The organism is Fictibacillus phosphorivorans (genome assembly GCF_023715845.1).
Lineage (GTDB): Bacteria > Bacillota > Bacilli > Bacillales > Fictibacillaceae > Fictibacillus > Fictibacillus phosphorivorans_D.
On the sequence record NZ_JAMBOR010000012.1, the window covers coordinates 80,412 to 98,353 of the forward strand.

The 17,942-nt window shown below is 40.2% G+C and carries 20 protein-coding genes; 1 reads left to right on the plus strand and 19 read right to left on the minus strand.

Annotated elements, in window-relative coordinates:
- Positions 1-373: 373 nt before the first annotated feature.
- From dinG to M3206_RS10900, 11 genes are all read right to left on the minus strand, one after another.
- A complete protein-coding gene (gene dinG / locus M3206_RS10850; protein WP_251312543.1) occupies positions 374-3,184 on the minus strand; it encodes an ATP-dependent DNA helicase DinG in 2,811 nt (936 codons plus the stop codon).
- 50 nt (positions 3,185-3,234) lie between these two features.
- Entirely contained in the window at positions 3,235-3,618 is a 384-nt protein-coding gene (panD, locus tag M3206_RS10855; protein WP_251312544.1) for an aspartate 1-decarboxylase, read from the minus strand.
- Positions 3,603-4,487, minus strand: coding sequence for a pantoate--beta-alanine ligase (panC, locus tag M3206_RS10860; RefSeq protein ID WP_251312545.1), 885 nt, complete (start codon positions 4,485-4,487; stop codon positions 3,603-3,605). The genes panD and panC overlap by 16 nt, the downstream gene beginning before the upstream one ends.
- Entirely contained in the window at positions 4,484-5,323 is an 840-nt protein-coding gene (gene panB, locus M3206_RS10865; RefSeq protein WP_251312546.1) for a 3-methyl-2-oxobutanoate hydroxymethyltransferase, read from the minus strand. The genes panC and panB overlap by 4 nt, the downstream gene beginning before the upstream one ends.
- Positions 5,324-5,553: 230 nt before the next feature.
- Positions 5,554-6,540 carry a biotin--[acetyl-CoA-carboxylase] ligase gene (locus M3206_RS10870; RefSeq protein WP_251312597.1) on the minus strand — a complete coding sequence of 329 codons (987 nt, stop codon included), beginning with the start codon at positions 6,538-6,540 and terminating at the stop codon, positions 5,554-5,556.
- The gene (locus M3206_RS10875; RefSeq protein WP_251312547.1) at positions 6,525-7,709 is read right to left on the minus strand and encodes a CCA tRNA nucleotidyltransferase; all 1,185 of its coding nucleotides are present in this window, start codon (positions 7,707-7,709) and stop codon (positions 6,525-6,527) included. Before M3206_RS10875 ends, M3206_RS10870 begins: the two co-directional genes overlap by 16 nt.
- A 7-nt stretch (positions 7,710-7,716) precedes the next feature.
- Entirely contained in the window at positions 7,717-8,847 is a 1,131-nt protein-coding gene (gene bshA / locus M3206_RS10880; protein ID WP_251312548.1) for an N-acetyl-alpha-D-glucosaminyl L-malate synthase BshA, read from the minus strand.
- Between the two features lie 10 nt (positions 8,848-8,857).
- Positions 8,858-9,550, minus strand: a complete 693-nt coding sequence (gene bshB1, locus M3206_RS10885) for a bacillithiol biosynthesis deacetylase BshB1 (RefSeq protein WP_251312549.1) — start codon at positions 9,548-9,550, stop codon at positions 8,858-8,860.
- Complete coding sequence (gene mgsA / locus M3206_RS10890) at positions 9,547-9,963, minus strand: methylglyoxal synthase (protein WP_251312550.1); 417 nt, start codon at positions 9,961-9,963, stop codon at positions 9,547-9,549. Before mgsA ends, bshB1 begins: the two co-directional genes overlap by 4 nt.
- 11 nt (positions 9,964-9,974) lie before the next feature.
- Positions 9,975-10,778, minus strand: coding sequence for a 4-hydroxy-tetrahydrodipicolinate reductase (dapB, locus tag M3206_RS10895; RefSeq protein ID WP_251312551.1), 804 nt, complete (start codon positions 10,776-10,778; stop codon positions 9,975-9,977).
- Positions 10,771-11,118, minus strand: coding sequence for a nucleotide pyrophosphohydrolase (locus tag M3206_RS10900; protein WP_251312552.1), 348 nt, complete (start codon positions 11,116-11,118; stop codon positions 10,771-10,773). Before M3206_RS10900 ends, dapB begins: the two co-directional genes overlap by 8 nt.
- 233 nt (positions 11,119-11,351) lie before the next feature.
- Between M3206_RS10900 and M3206_RS10905 the strand changes: the two genes are divergently transcribed.
- Entirely contained in the window at positions 11,352-12,224 is an 873-nt protein-coding gene (locus M3206_RS10905) for a YitT family protein (protein WP_251312553.1), read from the plus strand.
- A gap of 33 nt (positions 12,225-12,257) precedes the next feature.
- Here M3206_RS10905 and M3206_RS10910 read toward each other — a convergent pair whose 3' ends face one another.
- The 8 genes from M3206_RS10910 to M3206_RS10945 form a co-directional block, all read right to left on the minus strand.
- Positions 12,258-12,938 carry a zinc metallopeptidase gene (locus M3206_RS10910; protein ID WP_251312554.1) on the minus strand — a complete coding sequence of 227 codons (681 nt, stop codon included), beginning with the start codon at positions 12,936-12,938 and terminating at the stop codon, positions 12,258-12,260.
- 79 nt (positions 12,939-13,017) lie between these two features.
- The gene (locus tag M3206_RS10915; protein ID WP_251312555.1) at positions 13,018-13,812 is read right to left on the minus strand and encodes a sporulation protein YpjB; all 795 of its coding nucleotides are present in this window, start codon (positions 13,810-13,812) and stop codon (positions 13,018-13,020) included.
- 82 nt (positions 13,813-13,894) lie between these two features.
- Positions 13,895-14,461: a DUF1405 domain-containing protein gene (locus M3206_RS10920; RefSeq protein WP_251312556.1), complete on the minus strand. Its 567-nt coding sequence runs from the start codon at positions 14,459-14,461 to the stop codon at positions 13,895-13,897.
- A gap of 58 nt (positions 14,462-14,519) precedes the next feature.
- Positions 14,520-15,287 (minus strand): menaquinol-cytochrome c reductase cytochrome b/c subunit, encoded by a 768-nt coding sequence (locus M3206_RS10925; protein WP_251312557.1) that lies wholly within the window; start codon positions 15,285-15,287, stop codon positions 14,520-14,522.
- A 40-nt stretch (positions 15,288-15,327) separates the two neighbouring features.
- Positions 15,328-15,999, minus strand: coding sequence for a menaquinol-cytochrome c reductase cytochrome b subunit (gene qcrB, locus M3206_RS10930; protein WP_251312558.1), 672 nt, complete (start codon positions 15,997-15,999; stop codon positions 15,328-15,330).
- Positions 16,000-16,002: 3 nt separating this feature from the next.
- Complete coding sequence (locus M3206_RS10935; RefSeq protein ID WP_251312559.1) at positions 16,003-16,506, minus strand: ubiquinol-cytochrome c reductase iron-sulfur subunit; 504 nt, start codon at positions 16,504-16,506, stop codon at positions 16,003-16,005.
- Between the two features lie 120 nt (positions 16,507-16,626).
- Positions 16,627-17,091, minus strand: a complete 465-nt coding sequence (locus M3206_RS10940) for a YpiF family protein (RefSeq protein WP_251312560.1) — start codon at positions 17,089-17,091, stop codon at positions 16,627-16,629.
- Between the two features lie 132 nt (positions 17,092-17,223).
- Positions 17,224-17,775: a ReoY family proteolytic degradation factor gene (locus tag M3206_RS10945; RefSeq protein ID WP_251312561.1), complete on the minus strand. Its 552-nt coding sequence runs from the start codon at positions 17,773-17,775 to the stop codon at positions 17,224-17,226.
- Positions 17,776-17,942 lie beyond the last annotated feature (167 nt).

Consider the following 17,942-nt stretch of genomic DNA (forward strand, 5'->3'; position numbering starts at 1 on the left):
TAAAATCTCTTCTCTAAGTAGCTGTAAGTTTTCAAACCTTAGAGATGATCAAGACTTATCTCTTTCAAAGCAACATTCAAAAATAGCAACTTTCAGAGCCGTTTAGATCGTTGATTTTGGTGTTTCTCTTTTTCTTCTAAGGAAAGTTGATTGGAGCGCAAGGTGCGAGACTCCTACGGGACGAGCGGTCAGGTGGAGACTCCTATTGGCGAGTAGCGGCAGGAGGCTCACCGCACGCCCCGTGGAAAGGGAGCACCTGGAGCGGAAATCAACTACTTTCAAAATCCTCTTAGAAATTATACAAAACAACCTTTCCCATAAACGAAAAGCCAACATCACAAGCTTAAATCTCCTTGTGTGTCAGCTTTTTTATTTAATCCATCCATTCCCTGAGTTCTTCAACCAACTCGTTCACCGGTTTAATGGAAACGGGCAGTTTAGGCAAGGATTGAATGAACGATTTTCCGTAACGCGTCTCAATCATCCGTCTGTCAAAAACAAAGACTGCCCCTTTATCTCTACTGCTTCTTACCAATCGGCCGAAGCCTTGTTTGAAGCGAATGATGGCTTGAGGAAGTGAAAGATCATAGAAAGGATTTCCACCTTCCGCTTTTAATTTCTCACTTTTCGCTGCCATTACAGGTTGATCTGGAGGTGTAAACGGAAGTCTGATAATGACTAGACAGGAAAGATCATCCCCTGGGATATCGATTCCTTCCCAAAAACTGCTTGTCCCGAAAAGAATAGCGTTATCAAACCGCTGAAAATTCTTAGTCAGCCTTGCTCTGCTCCCGCTGTCAACCCCTTGTGCAATCAACATGAACTCTTCCTGGTCCATCATGGATTTAAAAGCAATATGTGTTTCTTTTAACATTTCATATGAAGTAAACAGAACGAGCATACGGCCTTTCGTCACTTTTGCGATCTCGTATAAAGAGGTTGAAATCTTCGCTACAAACGTTTTTTGATCGACCTCGTTAATGAGTGGGATATCGGTCGGAACCATCAGCTTCGCTTGTTCCTCATATTTAAAAGGAGATGGAAGCTGTGCGTTCAAAGGACCGAAATCGAGTAATCCAAGGCGTTCGGAAATATAACTGAACTTGTTTCTTACACTCATTGTTGCGGATGTTAAGACAACACTGCTTTTCTTACCGAAAAATTGATCAGCTAGAATCTGATCGATCTCAACCGGTTTTGCAAAAAGGGTAACGGCATGTCTCGGGCCTTTTGATTCTGCTTCCATCCAATATACTTCCTCTGATAGCGGACAAGAAAGTAGGTGATGAAGCACTGTAGCTTCATCCTGCAGATCATTTAGAACGCCTTCAATATCGACTAAGAACCCCTTTTGTTTCACGGTGAGATGTTCTTCAAACTGATCAAACTTCTTTAGCAGTCGTTTAACAGGCTTCACCAGATCTCCAATATACTGTTTCGTTCTCTCTTCCATCTCAAGAACTGGTTCAAAGAGGGCGGATTCTATATCTTTATGCGAATAACGAAGTGTATGTTTTATTATTTCTGATGAACGTGCAGATTTCGCTTTCGATAAGCAAATCGTTTTGATTTGTTTAAAAAGGTCATCAAGTTCATTTTTCGTATCTTGAAACAGATTGTCCCATTTTGCTAAATAGGTTTCATACTTTGGAACTTCCAAAAGATCAGATAGTTCTCTTAACGTATTCATCATCCCTTCACTTTCTGTTAAAGATAGTCTGTCTAGAAGTTTAATGAATGTAAAATAATCGGTTTCTTTACCAAAATGATCACTCACTACTTCTTCAATATGATGCGCCTCATCCAACACTGCCTCTTTATAAGAAGGAAGCAACTGTGAGTCAGATTTTAAATCTGTAAAAATTAAAGCATGATTTGTAATGACAAGATCAGATTCATGAGCGGCTCTTCTTTGCTTATGATAATAGCATCTCGAAAACCAAGGACAACGATGATTCAAGCATGAATTCGCATCGCTCTTTACTGTATTCCAAAATAGTTTTCCGCCGGATGCCATGGATAGTTCTTCAACATCCCCCTGCTCTGTTTCAGTCAGCCATATGATCAATTGCGCTTTGGTAAAGTTCGTATCATAATTGTCTTCCTGATGATCCTGAAGCGTGTGTTCAAACTTCCTCAAACATAAGTAATGATTTCTGCCTTTTAATAAAGTTGCTGTGAAATCAAAGGGCATGATTTTCTTTAATAGAGGCACGTCACGTTCCAACAACTGCTGCTGCAATTGAACGGTGTGTGTTGAAACCACGATAGGACGTTCGTTTTCCTTTGCAAAACGAACACCTGGTATGAGATAACCTAGCGATTTTCCTACCCCAGTTCCTGCCTCAATAACGAGATGCTGATTCGTATGAAGAGCTTCGTCAACAAGCTCTACCATCTTTTGCTGACTCTCACGGATCTCATAATTAGTCATATGCTTTTGCAAACTTTGTTCTAAATCAGAAGCATCTACACCCTCAAGAGCATCATAAGATTCATTCACAGCAGGTTTAGAAGTCTTCTTAAGAGCAAGTTTCCGGTAAAAATCATATGTTTCTTCGTCCGCTAAAAACACGGACTTATCACTGATTATATCCCTTACAATATTTTCAAGTGAACTCTGCAATTTTTTCAAAAATGGAGTTAGACGTTCGAGTGTCATTAAAGGTAAAGCTTTAAGCTTCTCTAATAGATGTATGAGAAGCATGGCCGTAACTTCTGCATCGCTATCGGCTTGATGCGGATTATCATGTTTGAGACCTAAGTATTCGGCAAGCATTCCGAGCTGATAGCCATCTGCCCCTAGAAGAAGCAATCTGGACAGTTCAACAGTATCAATAAGTGGCATAGATAGCCTGGAGTAACCGCAACGGTCGAGCTCCCCTTGCAAGAATGAATAGTCAAACATTACGTTATGTGCAACAAAATAAGCCCCTTCAAGCATCTGAAGGAGCTTTGGCGCTACTTCTTCAAATAACGGAGCATCTTTGACCATATCATCATTGATGCCTGTTAATTGTTCAATAAAAGGGGGGATGGGAACGCCTGGCTGGATGAACGTAGAATATCTGTCCGTTATCTGTCCTGCCTCAACGACGACCGCTCCGATCTGGATAATCCGGTCTCCTCTTGTTGCTGAATTTCCTGTTGTTTCAAAATCGATAACGACATATCGACGTGTCATAGCCTCTTCACCTCATTCCCCTGGGCTAACAAAAAATCAGTTGTACTTAATTAGTAGACGGTAGCCTCAGGTTCAACACCGAGCATTTCTTGTATCTTATTATTCTTGTCCATGATTGCCACTTTTGGCTGATGGTTCTTAGCTTCTGCCTCATCAAACATGGCATAAGAAATAACAATAATCGTATCTCCTTCCTGAACGAGTCTTGCTGCAGCACCATTTAAACACATCACGCCGCTTCCTCTTTTTCCAGGAATAATATAAGTCTCAAAACGAGCACCATTATTATTATTTACAATTTGTACTTTTTCGTTCGGAATCATATCAACTGCATCTAAAATATCTTCATCGATCGTGATGCTTCCAACGTAGTTTAAGTTTGATTCCGTTACAGTTGCACGGTGTATTTTAGCTTTCATTAATGTACGGAACATGTTTCTTCCCCACTTCCTTGTTTCACTAATACGTTATCTATAATAACATTATCAATTAATCGAGCTTTGCTGAATCTAACACTTAAAGCGATGATCAGCTTCTCGTCATCTTTTTCAGGAGGAAGTAGTTCAGGGTACGAGAGAACTTTACAGTATTCCACCGTTCCGACCGTATGTTCCTCCAAGTATTTTATCATCTTTTGTTCTGTCTCACCACTATCACAGTCCGATAACCAGCCTTGAGCTTTTCCTAAGCTTTGATACAAGTGATGAGCTTGTTTTCTTTCTTCTTCTGTGAGATAAACATTTCGTGAGCTCTTCGCCAGTCCATCTGCTTCTCGTTTTGTTTCACAACCAACGATCTCAATTGGAAAATTAAAATCATCCACAAGACCTTGAACGACCGCAACCTGTTGAGCATCTTTTAAGCCGAAAAACGCTTTATCCGGTAATACGATGTGAAACAGTTTAGTAAGAACGGTTGCCACTCCGTCAAAATGTCCGATTCTGCTTTTTCCACAAAGAGCATCCGTTCTTCTGTTTACTGAGACCGTCACAACCGGTTTATCTGGATACATTTCCTTTGTGTCCGGACAAAAAAGTACGTCAGCCCCCGCTTCTTCAGCTAATTTTTTATCACGTTCGATATTCCGCGGATAACGATCGAAATCTTCATTCGGTCCAAATTGCAACGGATTGACAAAAATACTTACGGCAACAAAATCAGACTCTTGCTTCGCACGTTCAATTAAGGAAAGGTGTCCTTCATGAAGATACCCCATAGTAGGCACAAATCCAATTGTCTTCCCTGTTCTTTTTACTTCCTTCATATTGTGCTGCATCTCTTTGATGGTTTTTACGATGATCATAACTTAACGCCTCCATACAAACGGTCGATCGTTTCTGCTTTCATGTTAAAACTGTGGCTTTCCTCAGGGAACTTTATCTGCTGTACATCTTTCTTGTATTTCTCGAGTCCTCTGACCATCATATCTTTAACATTTCCGTAAGATTTCACGAATTTAGGGATATGATGAAAACCGTACCCGATCATGTCATGGTAGACCAACACTTGACCATCTGTATGTTTTCCTGCTCCGATTCCTATAACGGGAATAGACAGTTTCTTTGCCGCAATCTCAGCAAGCTGCTGAGGCACACATTCTAGTACAATCGCAAAGGCTCCAGCTTTTTCTATCAACAAACATTCTTCTAAAAGTCTATTTGCCTCTTCTTCTTCTTTCGCTTGTACACTGTAACCGCCTATGACTCCGACCATCTGCGGAGTTAGCCCTAGATGTCCCATCACAGGGACACCCGCGTTCGTTAATGCTTCTATAGTAGAAATGACTTCTTTTCCGCCTTCAAGTTTTACAGCAGTTGCGCCACTTTCCTGCATGATTCTTCTCGCATTGTTCAGTGTGACGTCGATGGATCCATGATAGGTCATAAACGGCATGTCTGTGACAATAAACGTATTCGGCGCCCCGCGTTTTACTGCTTTCGTGTGATGAATCATATCTTCCAGCGTTACGGGAATGGTAGAATCGTATCCTAATACGACCATTCCTAAAGAATCTCCGACTAATATGAGATCCATCTCAGCCTTTTCACAGATCACCGCTGATGGATAATCATATGCCGTTACCATCGAAATTTTTTCGCCTTCTCTTTTCATCTTGAGAAAACTTTTTGTTGTTTTCATCCTTTTTAGCCTCCCTGTTTTTTAACAGGGCCAGAGTGCAAAAAAACCTTCTTCCAAATAGGAAGAAGGCATAGGAAACATCCCTAGACGTTTTGATTGTTTGCTCCCTCTGTCCCGGTCCTGATTTTGGATCTAGGCAGATATATGGTTGGTTTTAAAAAAAGCTAACGGTACAGTGCAGTTCCGCTGTGTGGATACCGCCTATAAGATTATTTTATCACGTACCTGACTTAGTGAGAAGGAAATTCGATATCCGCTGAATAGATCGAATGGATCACTCCATTGTCATCTTCAAGCAGCAGGACACCTTCATCTGTAATTCCTTTTGCGTAGCCAGTTATAGATCCCGTTACAGATCTTGCTGTTATTCTTTTTCCAAGACTGTATGCGCGTGCTTCCCATAGCAGCTTTATTACAGCAAATCCTTTATCGAGGTAGCTTTTGTATAAGTTTTCTATCTCTTGCAATACGACCCCAGCTATTTCAGCTCGTTTGTATGTTTTTCCGCCTTCAATCGCAAGGCTTGTTGCAATTTCTGAAATTTCTTCTGTAAAGTGTTTCTTTTCCTGATTAACATTCATCCCAATTCCGACAATCACAGAATGAATGGAATCCGCTTCCGCTTGAAGCTCTGTCAGAATTCCTGCGATTTTCTTTCCTTTGATCAATAGATCATTCGGCCATTTGATAGCTGCTTCCAAACCAGTAACTTTTTCAACGGCTCTTGATACAGCAACAGCAATAAGCAATGTAAGCTGCGGAGCTTTTTGAAGTGGAATTTCCGGACGAAGGATGAGACTCATCCAGATTCCCGATCCTGACGGAGATTGCCATGCCCTTCCCAGCCTTCCTCTTCCACCGGTCTGCTCATCAGCAATCACGATGCTCCCTTCAGGAGCACTTTCTCTTGCTAAATTGTGTGCTATTTCCTGAGTGCTTTTAACAGATGCCTTATAAGTAATCTTTTTTCCGAATGATCCTTCACCTGTATAAAGAGAGACTTCCTCTGCCGTTACAAGATCAGGAGAAGTGAGCAGGCGATAGCCTCTTTTTTGTACAGCTTCAATGGAATAGCCTGATTTTCTAAGCTCTGATATATGTTTCCATATGGCTGTACGTGAGCAGTTCAATCTTTCACTGATCTGCTGACCTGAAACAAATTCACCTTCATTTTCAGCCAGCATGTGTAATAATGCTTCTCTCATTCTTTCCCCCACCTTCTGACCCAATCCCTGATCTCTCTTTTAGAAAGAGAGAGTTTACCTTCAACGATCTCTTTTTCTAGGTCGTTAAAGAGTTGTCCTAACCAAACCCCTGGCGTTTTTTGCTTGATCCGCACGATGTCCTCGCCGTTTAAAGGAATATCATCTCTTGAATGAATGTTGATCTCCTCTGCAAGGCGTGTCAGTTCTTTAGCTTGTTCCTCATAGGGATCATTTTTAATAAGACACCTTAGCTTTAGCCCGGATAGTGCGGTAGTTAATCCCATATTATACAAATCGATTTTTGTCCACTGATCTTTTTTATACGAAAAAATAATGGCTAAAACCGACTGAATCACCTTATTGGGCAGCTTCCATTTCTTTAAGAAATCTCTTTCATCGTCCACTTTAGATAAAACGGTTACTGCCGCCCATCTTTGTTCTTCCGTTTCTAAGGAACTCCAATCAAATGACAGCATGCTCCCTTCAGAAATTTCTTCTATAGGATAGGGGAGATAAAGAAACACGCAGCAAACTTTCATAAGCTGCAATGCTTTACCAGCCCTTTCACCCTCCAGCAGTTTCTTGAACTCAACCGTTATTCTTTCTGTAGAGATTCGTTTTAAAAGGGGTGCGTTCTTTTTAAGTGCTAGTGTTGTTCGCTCTTCAATATGCATATCATACGCACTCATAAAACGAAATGCCCGCATGATACGAAGCGGATCTTCAGAAAGCCGGTGATCAGGTTCTCCTACCGTTCTAATCTGCATGTTTCTTAAGTCTTCTCTTCCCTCGAATGGATCGATAACCTGAAAATCTTTATCCATGGCCATGGCGTTAAAAGTGAAATCTCTTCTAGACAGGTCTTCTTCTAAGTCTGTTACAAACCAAACTTTAGAAGGTCTGCGATAATCCTCGTATTCGCCTTCTTTTCTGAAGGTTGTCACTTCGTAAGAAACATGATTATGTCTTACGATGACCGTTCCATGCTCAATGCCGACTGGAATTGTTTTAGGGAAGATTGCCTGTATTTCTTCAGGCTTCGCACTTGAAGCGATGTCTATATCTTTAATCGGTCGACCTAAACAATAGTCCCGTACACATCCGCCTACAAAATACGCCTTATAACCTCTTGATTCAATCTGATCAATCACATAAGAAGCTTCCTCAAATAATTTGTTCATGTGAACCTCAACCCTTTACTAAAGAGTTATAGATTTCTTCATACTCACTCACTATTTTTTCAGATAAAAAGTTTTCTCTAACGTGCAAAACAGCATTTTCTCTAAATCGGTTAAGTTTATCCTCATCTCTTAATAAGGAGATCGCTTTAGCAGCTACAGCATCTGTATCTCCTACTTCAACCATATACCCGGTCTCACCATCCACGATCACTTCGGGTAACCCTCCGATGTTTGTCCCGATTACAGGTACTCCACAAGCCATCGCTTCTAATAAGACTAGTCCGAAACTTTCCTTTTCTGATAAAAGCAGTTTCAGATCACATATTGAGAATAACTCTCCAACGTTCTCTTGTTTCCCTAAAAATAACACATCATCTTCTATATTAAGCTCACTAACTAGTTCACAAGCAACTGTAAACTCCGGACCGTTTCCGATCAGTAACAACTTTGAGTCCATTTCATTTCTAATCTTGTAAAAAGCTTGGATCACATCCTGAATCCGCTTTACGGGTCTGAAGTTTGAAATATGTACAATTACTTTTTCATGATCTTTTATTCCATATGTTTGTTTTAGCTCTAGATGATTGTCACGTCTGTAATAAACTCGTTCATCGACAAAGTTATGCACAGGAATGATTTCTTTTTGCGTCTTCAAGAGCTGCTCTGTATCTTTTTTTAACTGATGTGACACGGCCGTTACGCTATCAGATTTTTCGATGCCGAATTTAATCATCTCACTTAATGAGGGATCGTAACCCAACACCGTGATATCTGTTCCATGAAGTGTTGTAACAATTTTAATATGATCATCTAACATCTGTTTTGCGAGGACAGCACATACGGCGTGCGGCACAGCGTAATGTACATGCAGTATATCTAGCTTCTCTCGTTTTGCTACCTCAGCCATTTTGCTTGCTAGAGCAAGGTCATAGGGTGGATACTGAAAGACCGAATACTGGTTTACGTCTACTTCATGGAAAAAAATGTTTGGATAAAACTTTCCAAGACGGAAAGGTAAGCTCGACGTGATAAAGTGTATTTCATGGCCTCTCTCTGCGAGCATTTTACCTAGTTCAGTAGCCACCACCCCTGACCCTCCGACTGTCGGATAGCAGGTGATCCCGATTTTCAACTTCATAACGAACTCCTTATAAATTTTTGGTCACATACGTCTGTTCTGGAATAAATCCTTCTGCATAAAGGGTACCCGCTTCAAGTCCAAACAGTTTGTCCCTTGCTTCAACACGTTCGATATATCCGTTGGTGAGTGGTGTATCTACACTCCCTGCACGTTTAACAAACTGAGAAGGATACGCTTTTAAAGCTTCTATCTTGTAAGAATACGAATCACTAACATCCATAAAAAGAGACGGTCTTTCCGTACTGTTTATAAAATAATAGAAAATGTTCCTTACTTTATGTGCATTTCGTTCATTTGGATCTTTAATATTTTTAATCCCAGCTGAGAAGACCGCTTCTTTTACAAGCTTAGCGCAATTCCCATGATCTGGATGACGGTCAACCCAATAAGGGGCAAATACATACTCCGGTTTGTACTTTCGGATGCAGGAAACCATTTTTAAGATGAACGCTTCGTGTAGGTACAAACCTCTGTCTGGAAGCTGAAGATTCACTCTTTCTTTGACACCTAAAATATGAGCAGCTCCCTCCGCTTCTTTCTTTCTGATTTCTACACTGCCGTTCGATGAGAGCTCGGCTTCAGTTAAGTCACAGATGATGACTTCACGGCCACTTTCTGTCTCTTTTTTAATAGCTGCCCCCATTCCTATCTCTACATCATCTGCATGTGCGCCGAAAGCTAACCAGTTTTTTAGGCTCATATGTTTTTAGACTCTCTTTCATCGATTATTCTGCGCCAGTCCAAGTCACCACGTTCAAGTGCTTTTACAAACAGTTCTGCAGAAGCTAAATTTGTTGCTAACGGAATCTGATAAACGTCGCACAGACGCATTAATGCTGAAACATCCGGTTCATGCGGCTGAGCGGTTAAGGGATCTCTGAAAAACAATACCAGATCCAGTTCGTTTTCAGCGATAAGAGCACCGATCTGTTGATCGCCCCCTAAAGGCCCTGACTGCAGTAAATTAATAGAGAGGTTTGTAGCTTTGTTTATTTTAGAGCCTGTCGTTCCAGTAGCGAATAAAGTATGTTCGCTCAAGATTTCTTTATAAGCGATTGAAAAATGAATCATATCGTTCTTCTTTTTATCGTGCGCAATAAGAGCGATTTTCATGTTTACACCTCTTATTCCATAATGTTTTCAAGACCATAGACTAAACCATCGATATGCATAACACTCTCAACAGCCATTTTTACTCCTGGCATGAAAGAGGCTCTATTCATAGAATCATGGCGAATCGTGAGCAGTTGCCCCTCACCGCCAAACATAACTTCTTGGTGAGCAACTAGACCCGGCAATCTCACACTGTGAATTCGAATCCCTTCAAGTTCTGCACCTCTAGCACCTTGTAAATCTTCCTTTTCCCCAGGATGCCCTTGTCTTTTTTCTTCGCGCACTTCTGTAATAAGCTGAGCTGTCTTAAGAGCAGTTCCTGACGGAGCATCGAGCTTTTGATCATGATGCTTCTCAATAATTTCAATATCAGGAAGATATTTTGCAGCCATCTGTGAAAATTTCATCATTAAGATAGCTCCTATCGCAAAGTTTGGAGCGATTAAAGCACCCGTATTCTTTTCTTGAGCGAGCTCAGTCAGCCTCTCTAGATCTTCATTTGAGAATCCTGTTGTTCCAATGACTGTTCGCAATCCGTGGTTAAGTGCCATTTCAAGGTGTTTCTTTCCGATATCAGGACGTGTCAAGTCAACCAATACATCCGCATCTACAGATTGGATGCATCGTTCTAAGTCATCATAGACAGGCGCTTCCATTGAAACAGGGGCTCCTTCTAAATCTTTTACTTGCAAGCCGTCATTTTTAGAGTCTACTACAGCTGCAAGTTTAAAATGAGAGGTAGCTTCGATCATTTTTAAAGCTTCTGTGCCCATCTTTCCGCGAGGGCCTGCTAAAATAATTTTTATTTTATCCATTGTTTCTCTCTCCTTCATCAATACGTGTCCATCTGTCTTTATCTCGGGTTTGAAATTTATTCATGACAGTACCGAGCGCTTCATCTAAATCTATATGAAGTGAGTTTGCAAGACATATTAAGACAAAGAACATATCTCCAAGTTCATCTTCTACTGTTTTTGCATCTTCTGATGACTTTTTCGGTTTTTCGCCATAATGATGATTTACTTCACGAGCGAGCTCACCCAGTTCCTCGGTTAATCGGGCAAGCATAGCAAGAGGGCTGAAATATCCTTCTTTAAACTGTGATATGTATTGATCTACTAAGTCCTGGCTTTCTTTTAAAGTACGGTTGGCCATGTTGGAGACCCTCCTTATCGTTTTCGTTCAACATATATGTTATCGGTATTTTTTCTGTTTGACAAATTTCATGAAATATTGATTATAATAGGAATGCATGTTTCAAATAAAAGGCTGTTTTTGTAAAATGTTGTTGCCCCCAAATTTTTATAAAAGAAGTGCAACAAATACAAAATGATCATTTATGAAAAGCCATAAAGAAACAACTTCATAAGACAGAAATGAGGCATTCTATGATCTATCCTATCAAACTAAAAAATATTCTTTTCATTCTCTTCGGATCTGCTATTTTCTCTTTTGGGATTGTTCATTTTAATATGACGAATAATCTAGCTGAAGGTGGTTTTACCGGGATTACCTTAATTCTCTATTTTTTATTTTCAATTGATCCTTCTTATTCTAACCTAGCGTTGAACATCCCTCTATTCTTTGTAGGATGGAAGCTGCTCGGCAAAAATTCGTTCATCTACACAGTTGTAGGAACGGTTGCTGTGTCTGTCTTTTTATTCATTTTCCAGAGATACTCTTACATAGTGATAGACCTGAAAGAAGATATGACACTCGCTGCTCTTTTCGCAGGTGTATTTATCGGAGTGGGTCTAGGAATCATATTCCGCTACGGAGGCACAACCGGCGGAGTTGACATTATCGCTCGTCTTGGCCATAAATTTTTAGGCTGGAGTATGGGGAAAACCATGTTTATTTTCGATTTTATGGTAATCACCGTTTCTCTTATTTACTTAAATTATCGTGAGGCGATGTATACACTTGTTGCCGTATTTATAGGAGCTCGTGTGATCGACTTTATGCAAGAAGGGGCTTATGCGGGTAAAGCCGTGATGGTTGTTTCAGAGAAAAATGCTGAGATTGCGGCTAATATTATGAAGGAACTCGACCGAGGGGCAACGTTATTGAATGGTAAAGGAACCTTTACCGGACAGCTTCGTGAAGTTCTGTATTGTGTCATTGCGAAGAACGAGATTGTCCGATTAAAGCAAGTGATTGAAAGAATCGATCCACATGCCTTCGTAACGGTAAACGATGTCCATGAAGTTATTGGAGAAGGATTCACTCTTGATGAAGATAAAAACCCTATAGGAAGATAAAAAAACTCCCGATGAGACATCGGGAGTTTTGTATTAATCGTCTTGGTTCATGCCTATGAACATGAATATAAATCGAGCTAATTCCAGCAACGCTACTAATGCGCCGGCAACGTATGTTAGAGCTGCAGCGTTTAACACTCTACGTGCACCACGTTCTTCATTGTTACGAATCATACCTGTTGAAACGATCTGATCCATCGCACGTGAACTTGCATTGAACTCTACCGGTAATGTTACAAATTGGAACAATACTGCAGCTGACATAAAGATTATTCCCAGCAGAAACAAGTTTGTTGCTTGGAAGAAGATTCCGCCTAATATCAATAAGAAGGAAAAATTCGATCCGATGTTAGCAACGGGAACAAGCGCGTGTCTGAAACGAAGAAAAGCATAACCTTCAGCATCCTGAATAGCATGGCCTACTTCGTGGGCTGCGACAGCAGCTCCTGCAATCGAATTTCCATAATAATTATCTTCTGATAAACGTACTACTTTGCTGCGAGGATCATAATGGTCTGATAGCATCCCTCTAACAGGTTCTACTTGAACATTATACAAACCATTTTCATCTAAAATTTGTCTTGCTACTTCTGCACCGGTTTTACCTGTGCTGTTAGCTACCTTTGAATACTTCTTGTACGTACTTTTGACTCTCATTTGCGCCCAAAGGGGGACAATGAGCAAAATAGCGAAGTAGATTAAAAATCCACCCATCTTTGGCATTCCTCCATATATAAAGCTTTTGTTACCTTTATTTTACGGTTAAGCTCCTTTACTTGTCAAAGAATCCGCATTATCTCTTATCAGGCACACGGAGCTCCTTTTCCTTATCACCTTTATATTTTCTCCAACCCACATAAATTAATGTTGATGAAATAATTCCACCGATCGAAAAGATCAGCCAAAACAACGATGGTTCTGAATTATCATTTTTAGCAAAAAACAGAGCTTCAAAATCTGCAGCAGCTGCTTCAAGATTTTTCTGATGTTCAACATCTGTTAAGATATTATTTCTGTTTGCATCTACATAAGAAACGTGTTCGTCCAATTTTTCGATCTTATCTGAACTTAAATCGACCATCAATGCCGGTCTTACAGTTTCATATCGTTCTAACAGAAGATTTGCGGCCTGGTGAAACCCTGTTGAGTTTTTATTTCCGATTTCTTTTTCCATCGTAATAAATGGTTCTAGCATCATGAGGCCTGTCTTTTTCCATAAAGGTTCATAATTGGTTTGCAGGGCATCCACAAGGAGTCGGACTTCAGTGAGTTTATTCAGCTTCTTCTCTTTTGTCCATTCCGGATTCTGTAAGGATGTTATCGCATCAGAAAATGTGTATTCTACGAGACGTTTCTGATCAGGCCGTAAAGCCAGCACGTCTTCAATATGTGTAATATTTTCTGAAGTGAATTCTAGAACGTCTGCTGCCTCTTGATACTTTTCAACTTTTCCTAGTTCCCATATCTCGCTCGTTAGTTCATTTATTTCTGACCAATCTTTAATAGATGTATGATTCGATGCATACACAGGCATCGCAGCGAAAGAAACGATACAAAAAACGAATAATATCCATCCTACCCTTTTCATCTGTTGTCCCTCCTGTACCCTTATACTAAAAAGTATGAGAGTTGGGACAAGGTTAGACCTATTTTAAGGCATTAACAAAAAGCTAGAATTTTCTCATTCGCCAGACAAGAAACACAGAAAGGGCAGAAAGCCAAAATGTGAAATAACCGATCATATCTTGATAAGGAGATAAAATCGTATATCTTGGCATCATGTCAAATATATAATCTATAATCTCGTTATGAAAAAGCCAAAGAGCTGCTGCGCCTACATGCCAACCTTTAATTTTATAAAAAGGAGCATAAAGAAGCCCTTGCACAGCCATTCCAAGATGAGAAAAGATAAGCATAAAATTAATAAAATTTAAGGGAGGACCGACCACTGCTCCACCTAGGTTCATTCCTACAGCCCAAATACCATATTTAAATAACGAAGCTGCTGCAAGTGCTTCTATAAGACCATTCTGTTTCTTTAACAAAAAACCAATTAGAACAAACACAAAGAATAGTGAAGCGGTCGGACTATCCGGAACGAACGGTAGAAAATACCAAGGCGTTTCAATCAACTGATATTTGTACCAATAATACCCATAAATCGTACCTAAGATATTGACGAGCAGAAGGGTCATTAGAAACCATCGTTCTTTGATGATTGCGAAGATCCACGACATGTTTATGCTCCTTTACTTTTAGAAAAAAAGCCGGCCCTTACCGAGCCGGCTTTTTACATTATTTCTGTTCAAGTTTTGAGATGAATTCCGCTAATTGCTTTAGCTCTTCATCTGATCCTTTAAATGCATTTGGCGGCATGCCTGGCGGCTTACCTTCCTTAGCGATTTTCATGATTTCTTCAGGGCTCAAGCCTGTTCCAACCAATGATGGAGCTGCTGCCCCACCTGTCAGTGTGTTGCCGTGACAACCAACACAGCTCTGCTTTTGGTAGATTTGATATCCTGGATCATTTTGGTCAAAGCTTACGTCAACAATCTTACCTTGCGTTTTTGCTTTTTCCCAATCATGAGTCACAACGGATTCCCATGTTAAATATGTAACGGAAATCAAACCTAACAGCATCAAACCAGTCGCAATTGGACGTCTAGAAGGACGTCTCTCTAATCCTGTATCTAGGAATGGTGCTAACATCAAGGCACCGAAGGCTAGACCTGGAATAATTACTGTACCAATTAGAACATAATCCCCTGCCGCATACTTGTACTTCAAGAGCTGGTATAAAAATAAGAAGTACCAGTCTGGTAGAGGAATATATCCGGCATCAGTAGGATCTGCTTTTTTCTCCAAAGGAGATTCATGAACGATAGTCAATACAAGGTAACCGATTAAGAAAACGGCACCAACCATCCACTCTTTTAAAAGAAAGTTTGGCCAGAATGCTTCTGTTTTTCCTGGGAACTCCGAATAATCTTTTGGTATATTCGGTTTGCGCTCAGCAGGAACTCGAGAATCTCCGACAAACTTCATCCCTTTTCCGCGATGCATATATTTCCCTCCTTTGCTCTCTTTTCATCATTGCTAGTTTTTACAACGGTCCGGAAATACCTTGTTTACGGATCATTAGGAAGTGGGCACCCATTAAGCCTAATAATGCTGCAGGAAGGAAGAATACGTGAATTGCAAAGAATCGCGTAAGCGTCTGTGCTCCAATAATCTCTCCGCCGGCAAGGAAAGTTTTAGCGATCGGACCAACAACAGGAATAGTTTCAGCAATCTGAATCCCTACTTTTGTCGCAAATAGCGCTTTCATATCCCAAGGCAATAGATATCCTGTGAAACCTAAACCTAACATAACAAAGAAAATAAGTACTCCGACAACCCAGTTTAATTCTCTAGGCTTTTTATAAGCTCCCTGGAAGAATACGCGCAATGTATGTAAGAACATCATTACGATAACAAGGCTTGCGCCCCAGTGGTGCATTCCGCGTACGATAACTCCAAATGCCACTTCATTTTGCAGGTAATAAACGGATTCCCAAGCATTCACGATATCAGGTACGTAGTACATAGTTAAGAACATACCTGAAAGAATTTGAATAACCGTGATAAAGAAAGTTAATCCGCCGAAACAGTAAACAAACGCAGAGAAATGATGTGCGGGGTTTACGTGTTCAGGTACTTCATGGTCTGCAACGTCTCTCCAAAGCGGCGTAATATCCAGGCGCTCATCTACCCAGTCATAGATCTTTTGTAGCATTCATTACGCCCCCTTTCTTGGTTTTGCCTTTCCTAAGTAAAGCTTTCCATCTTTCACCTGGCTCTCATATACATCAAGCGGTGCTAGAGGTGCAGTACCCTTAACATTTGTTCCATCCTTCGTATAGCGCCCTAAGTGGCAAGGACAGAAAAACTGATTAGGGTGTGATGGATCTGTGTTCCAGTCGACTGTACAGCCTAAGTGTTTACAGATTGGAGAAAGTGCGATAATATCACCGTTCTTCGCTTTATAAACCCAGGCAGATTGAGTAACATCAGACTCGTACCAGCCATCTTTTTGTTTGATTTTAAAGTCGAAACGCTTCGGTTCGTTCGATAGCTCTTCTATACTCGTAACCGCTACCATTTTTTGATCTGAACCCTCTTTTAAAATCGGATCAAGGGCGAAACGGACCATTGGCATAAGCATGCCGGCAGCCATAAATCCGCCAACGCCAGTTAATGTGTAGTTTAAGAACTGACGTCTTGAAATATCTTCCTTTGACATTGTTTTCCCCCCCTTATGCTGTAAATAACGGTCCCTCCGGACTTTTACACACATATTACTAGGACATAAACATGATAGCTTAAGTTGTCTTTTACTGTCAATATGAACATGAGTTAATTATCATGAATTTATGCCCCGCTGCCACTCGTTAAAGATGAGTTGAAAAAGCGGTTTCACTTGTTCTTTGATCACTTCATGTCTATGTTTTTCATCCATACTTTCAAGAGGCAGTGCCGGAACCCAAAAAAGCTGCCCGGTAATAGTATGTTCAAATTCCTTCCAATACACATCACTCGTCATTAAAAAGATGTGTTTAAAGTGTCCCGAGGCTGTAGCATGGTCTATCAAACTTTTTAGTTGCTCAATAGGACCATGCTCTTTCAGATATGTAAAATTAGGAGATAAAAACATCCTTCCGTGAAGCTGCCGTTCTATTTCTGTGCAGAGCATCTCTGTATATTCACCCATTGTTACAGTGCTCTTAAAATTCTGTTTAAAATCGAGTGGGGTTAATGGGATTAATAAACTATCAACATACTCCCCAGACTTTAAAAATACATCTGCATCATTTGTCTTCCATCTCATCATTAAGTCTCCTTATACTATTCCTTATTCTGCTTTTATATCGTATCACAACTCTCCTACTTTTAATGTGATTCTATAGAAAATAAGCAAACACAAAAAAGGATGACTCCGTTTATGAGTCATCCTTTCCAATTAAGAGGGCTGTTTTTCCAAATTCTTTAGTTCTGTCGTCCACTTCGTAAAACTATCATAATCTTTTTGATCTAATGCTTCGTCGATTTTAGCCATGATATCGTTTTTACGATAAGTTTCAATAGACTTTTCGAGGATCATCTCCGCCCATATACCGTACTTTTTGTCCATGGTCATGTTCTGAGGCAAGTGCGGATTCTCTTCCAGCACAGAGGCATATTCAGGCGTCAGTCTTGAAGCATTAAAGTTAAGCTCTAAGTAAATCTCTTCTTCTTGATTTAAACGTATATCATGGAAAGACTTTTCTGCATCCGTTGTTAAAACATTTTGTTTGTAAAAACGGAATGGAACACCATCTGTACATTGAGTTGACATGATAATTGCTTTAGGACAATATTCAGCCTTTTCTACGAAATGCACTTTTTCCATCAACTGGTCATCACTCACTAAATAATTTAAAAGCCATACACATTCGCGCTTCTTTAACTGATAATGATTAAGGAACCATTTGATAAAATCCTTCTTCTCAAGGACCGAAACGGTGCTGCTCATTGCAATCCCCCCATCATTCAAAACACGTCTAATTTATTTAGGCTGTTTTCTGTAAGACTGTAGCTCTTAGATGTTTTCTTCCTAATCCACTATTATCGTAGAGCAACATATCCTCGAAAACTGCCTTTATTTATAATATTTATATTCTCTCATTGCTCTTAAAATCC

Bases quoted from the DNA above. Each gene is read 5' to 3' on its own strand.
- qcrB (WP_251312558.1), bottom strand. From the start codon at position 15,999: ATGCTACAAAAGATCTATGACTGGGTAGATGAGCGCCTGGATATTACG.
- M3206_RS10920 (WP_251312556.1), bottom strand. From the start codon at position 14,461: ATGTCGTGGATCTTCGCAATCATCAAAGAACGATGGTTTCTAATGACC.
- M3206_RS10935 (WP_251312559.1), bottom strand. From the start codon at position 16,506: ATGTCAAAGGAAGATATTTCAAGACGTCAGTTCTTAAACTACACATTA.
- bshB1 (WP_251312549.1), bottom strand. From the start codon at position 9,550: ATGAGCCTAAAAAACTGGTTAGCTTTCGGCGCACATGCAGATGATGTA.
- bshA (WP_251312548.1), bottom strand. From the start codon at position 8,847: ATGAAGTTGAAAATCGGGATCACCTGCTATCCGACAGTCGGAGGGTCA.
- M3206_RS10900 (WP_251312552.1), bottom strand. From the start codon at position 11,118: ATGGCCAACCGTACTTTAAAAGAAAGCCAGGACTTAGTAGATCAATAC.
- M3206_RS10925 (WP_251312557.1), bottom strand. From the start codon at position 15,287: ATGCATCGCGGAAAAGGGATGAAGTTTGTCGGAGATTCTCGAGTTCCT.
- M3206_RS10905 (WP_251312553.1), top strand. From the start codon at position 11,352: ATGATCTATCCTATCAAACTAAAAAATATTCTTTTCATTCTCTTCGGA.
- panB (WP_251312546.1), bottom strand. From the start codon at position 5,323: ATGAAAACAACAAAAAGTTTTCTCAAGATGAAAAGAGAAGGCGAAAAA.
- mgsA (WP_251312550.1), bottom strand. From the start codon at position 9,963: ATGAAAATCGCTCTTATTGCGCACGATAAAAAGAAGAACGATATGATT.
- M3206_RS10915 (WP_251312555.1), bottom strand. From the start codon at position 13,812: ATGAAAAGGGTAGGATGGATATTATTCGTTTTTTGTATCGTTTCTTTC.
- M3206_RS10875 (WP_251312547.1), bottom strand. From the start codon at position 7,709: ATGAACAAATTATTTGAGGAAGCTTCTTATGTGATTGATCAGATTGAA.
- panC (WP_251312545.1), bottom strand. From the start codon at position 4,487: ATGATCATCGTAAAAACCATCAAAGAGATGCAGCACAATATGAAGGAA.
- M3206_RS10945 (WP_251312561.1), bottom strand. From the start codon at position 17,775: ATGAGCAGCACCGTTTCGGTCCTTGAGAAGAAGGATTTTATCAAATGG.
- M3206_RS10940 (WP_251312560.1), bottom strand. From the start codon at position 17,091: ATGAGATGGAAGACAAATGATGCAGATGTATTTTTAAAGTCTGGGGAG.
- panD (WP_251312544.1), bottom strand. From the start codon at position 3,618: ATGTTCCGTACATTAATGAAAGCTAAAATACACCGTGCAACTGTAACG.
- M3206_RS10910 (WP_251312554.1), bottom strand. From the start codon at position 12,938: ATGGGTGGATTTTTAATCTACTTCGCTATTTTGCTCATTGTCCCCCTT.
- dapB (WP_251312551.1), bottom strand. From the start codon at position 10,778: ATGGATAAAATAAAAATTATTTTAGCAGGCCCTCGCGGAAAGATGGGC.
- dinG (WP_251312543.1), bottom strand. From the start codon at position 3,184: ATGACACGTCGATATGTCGTTATCGATTTTGAAACAACAGGAAATTCA.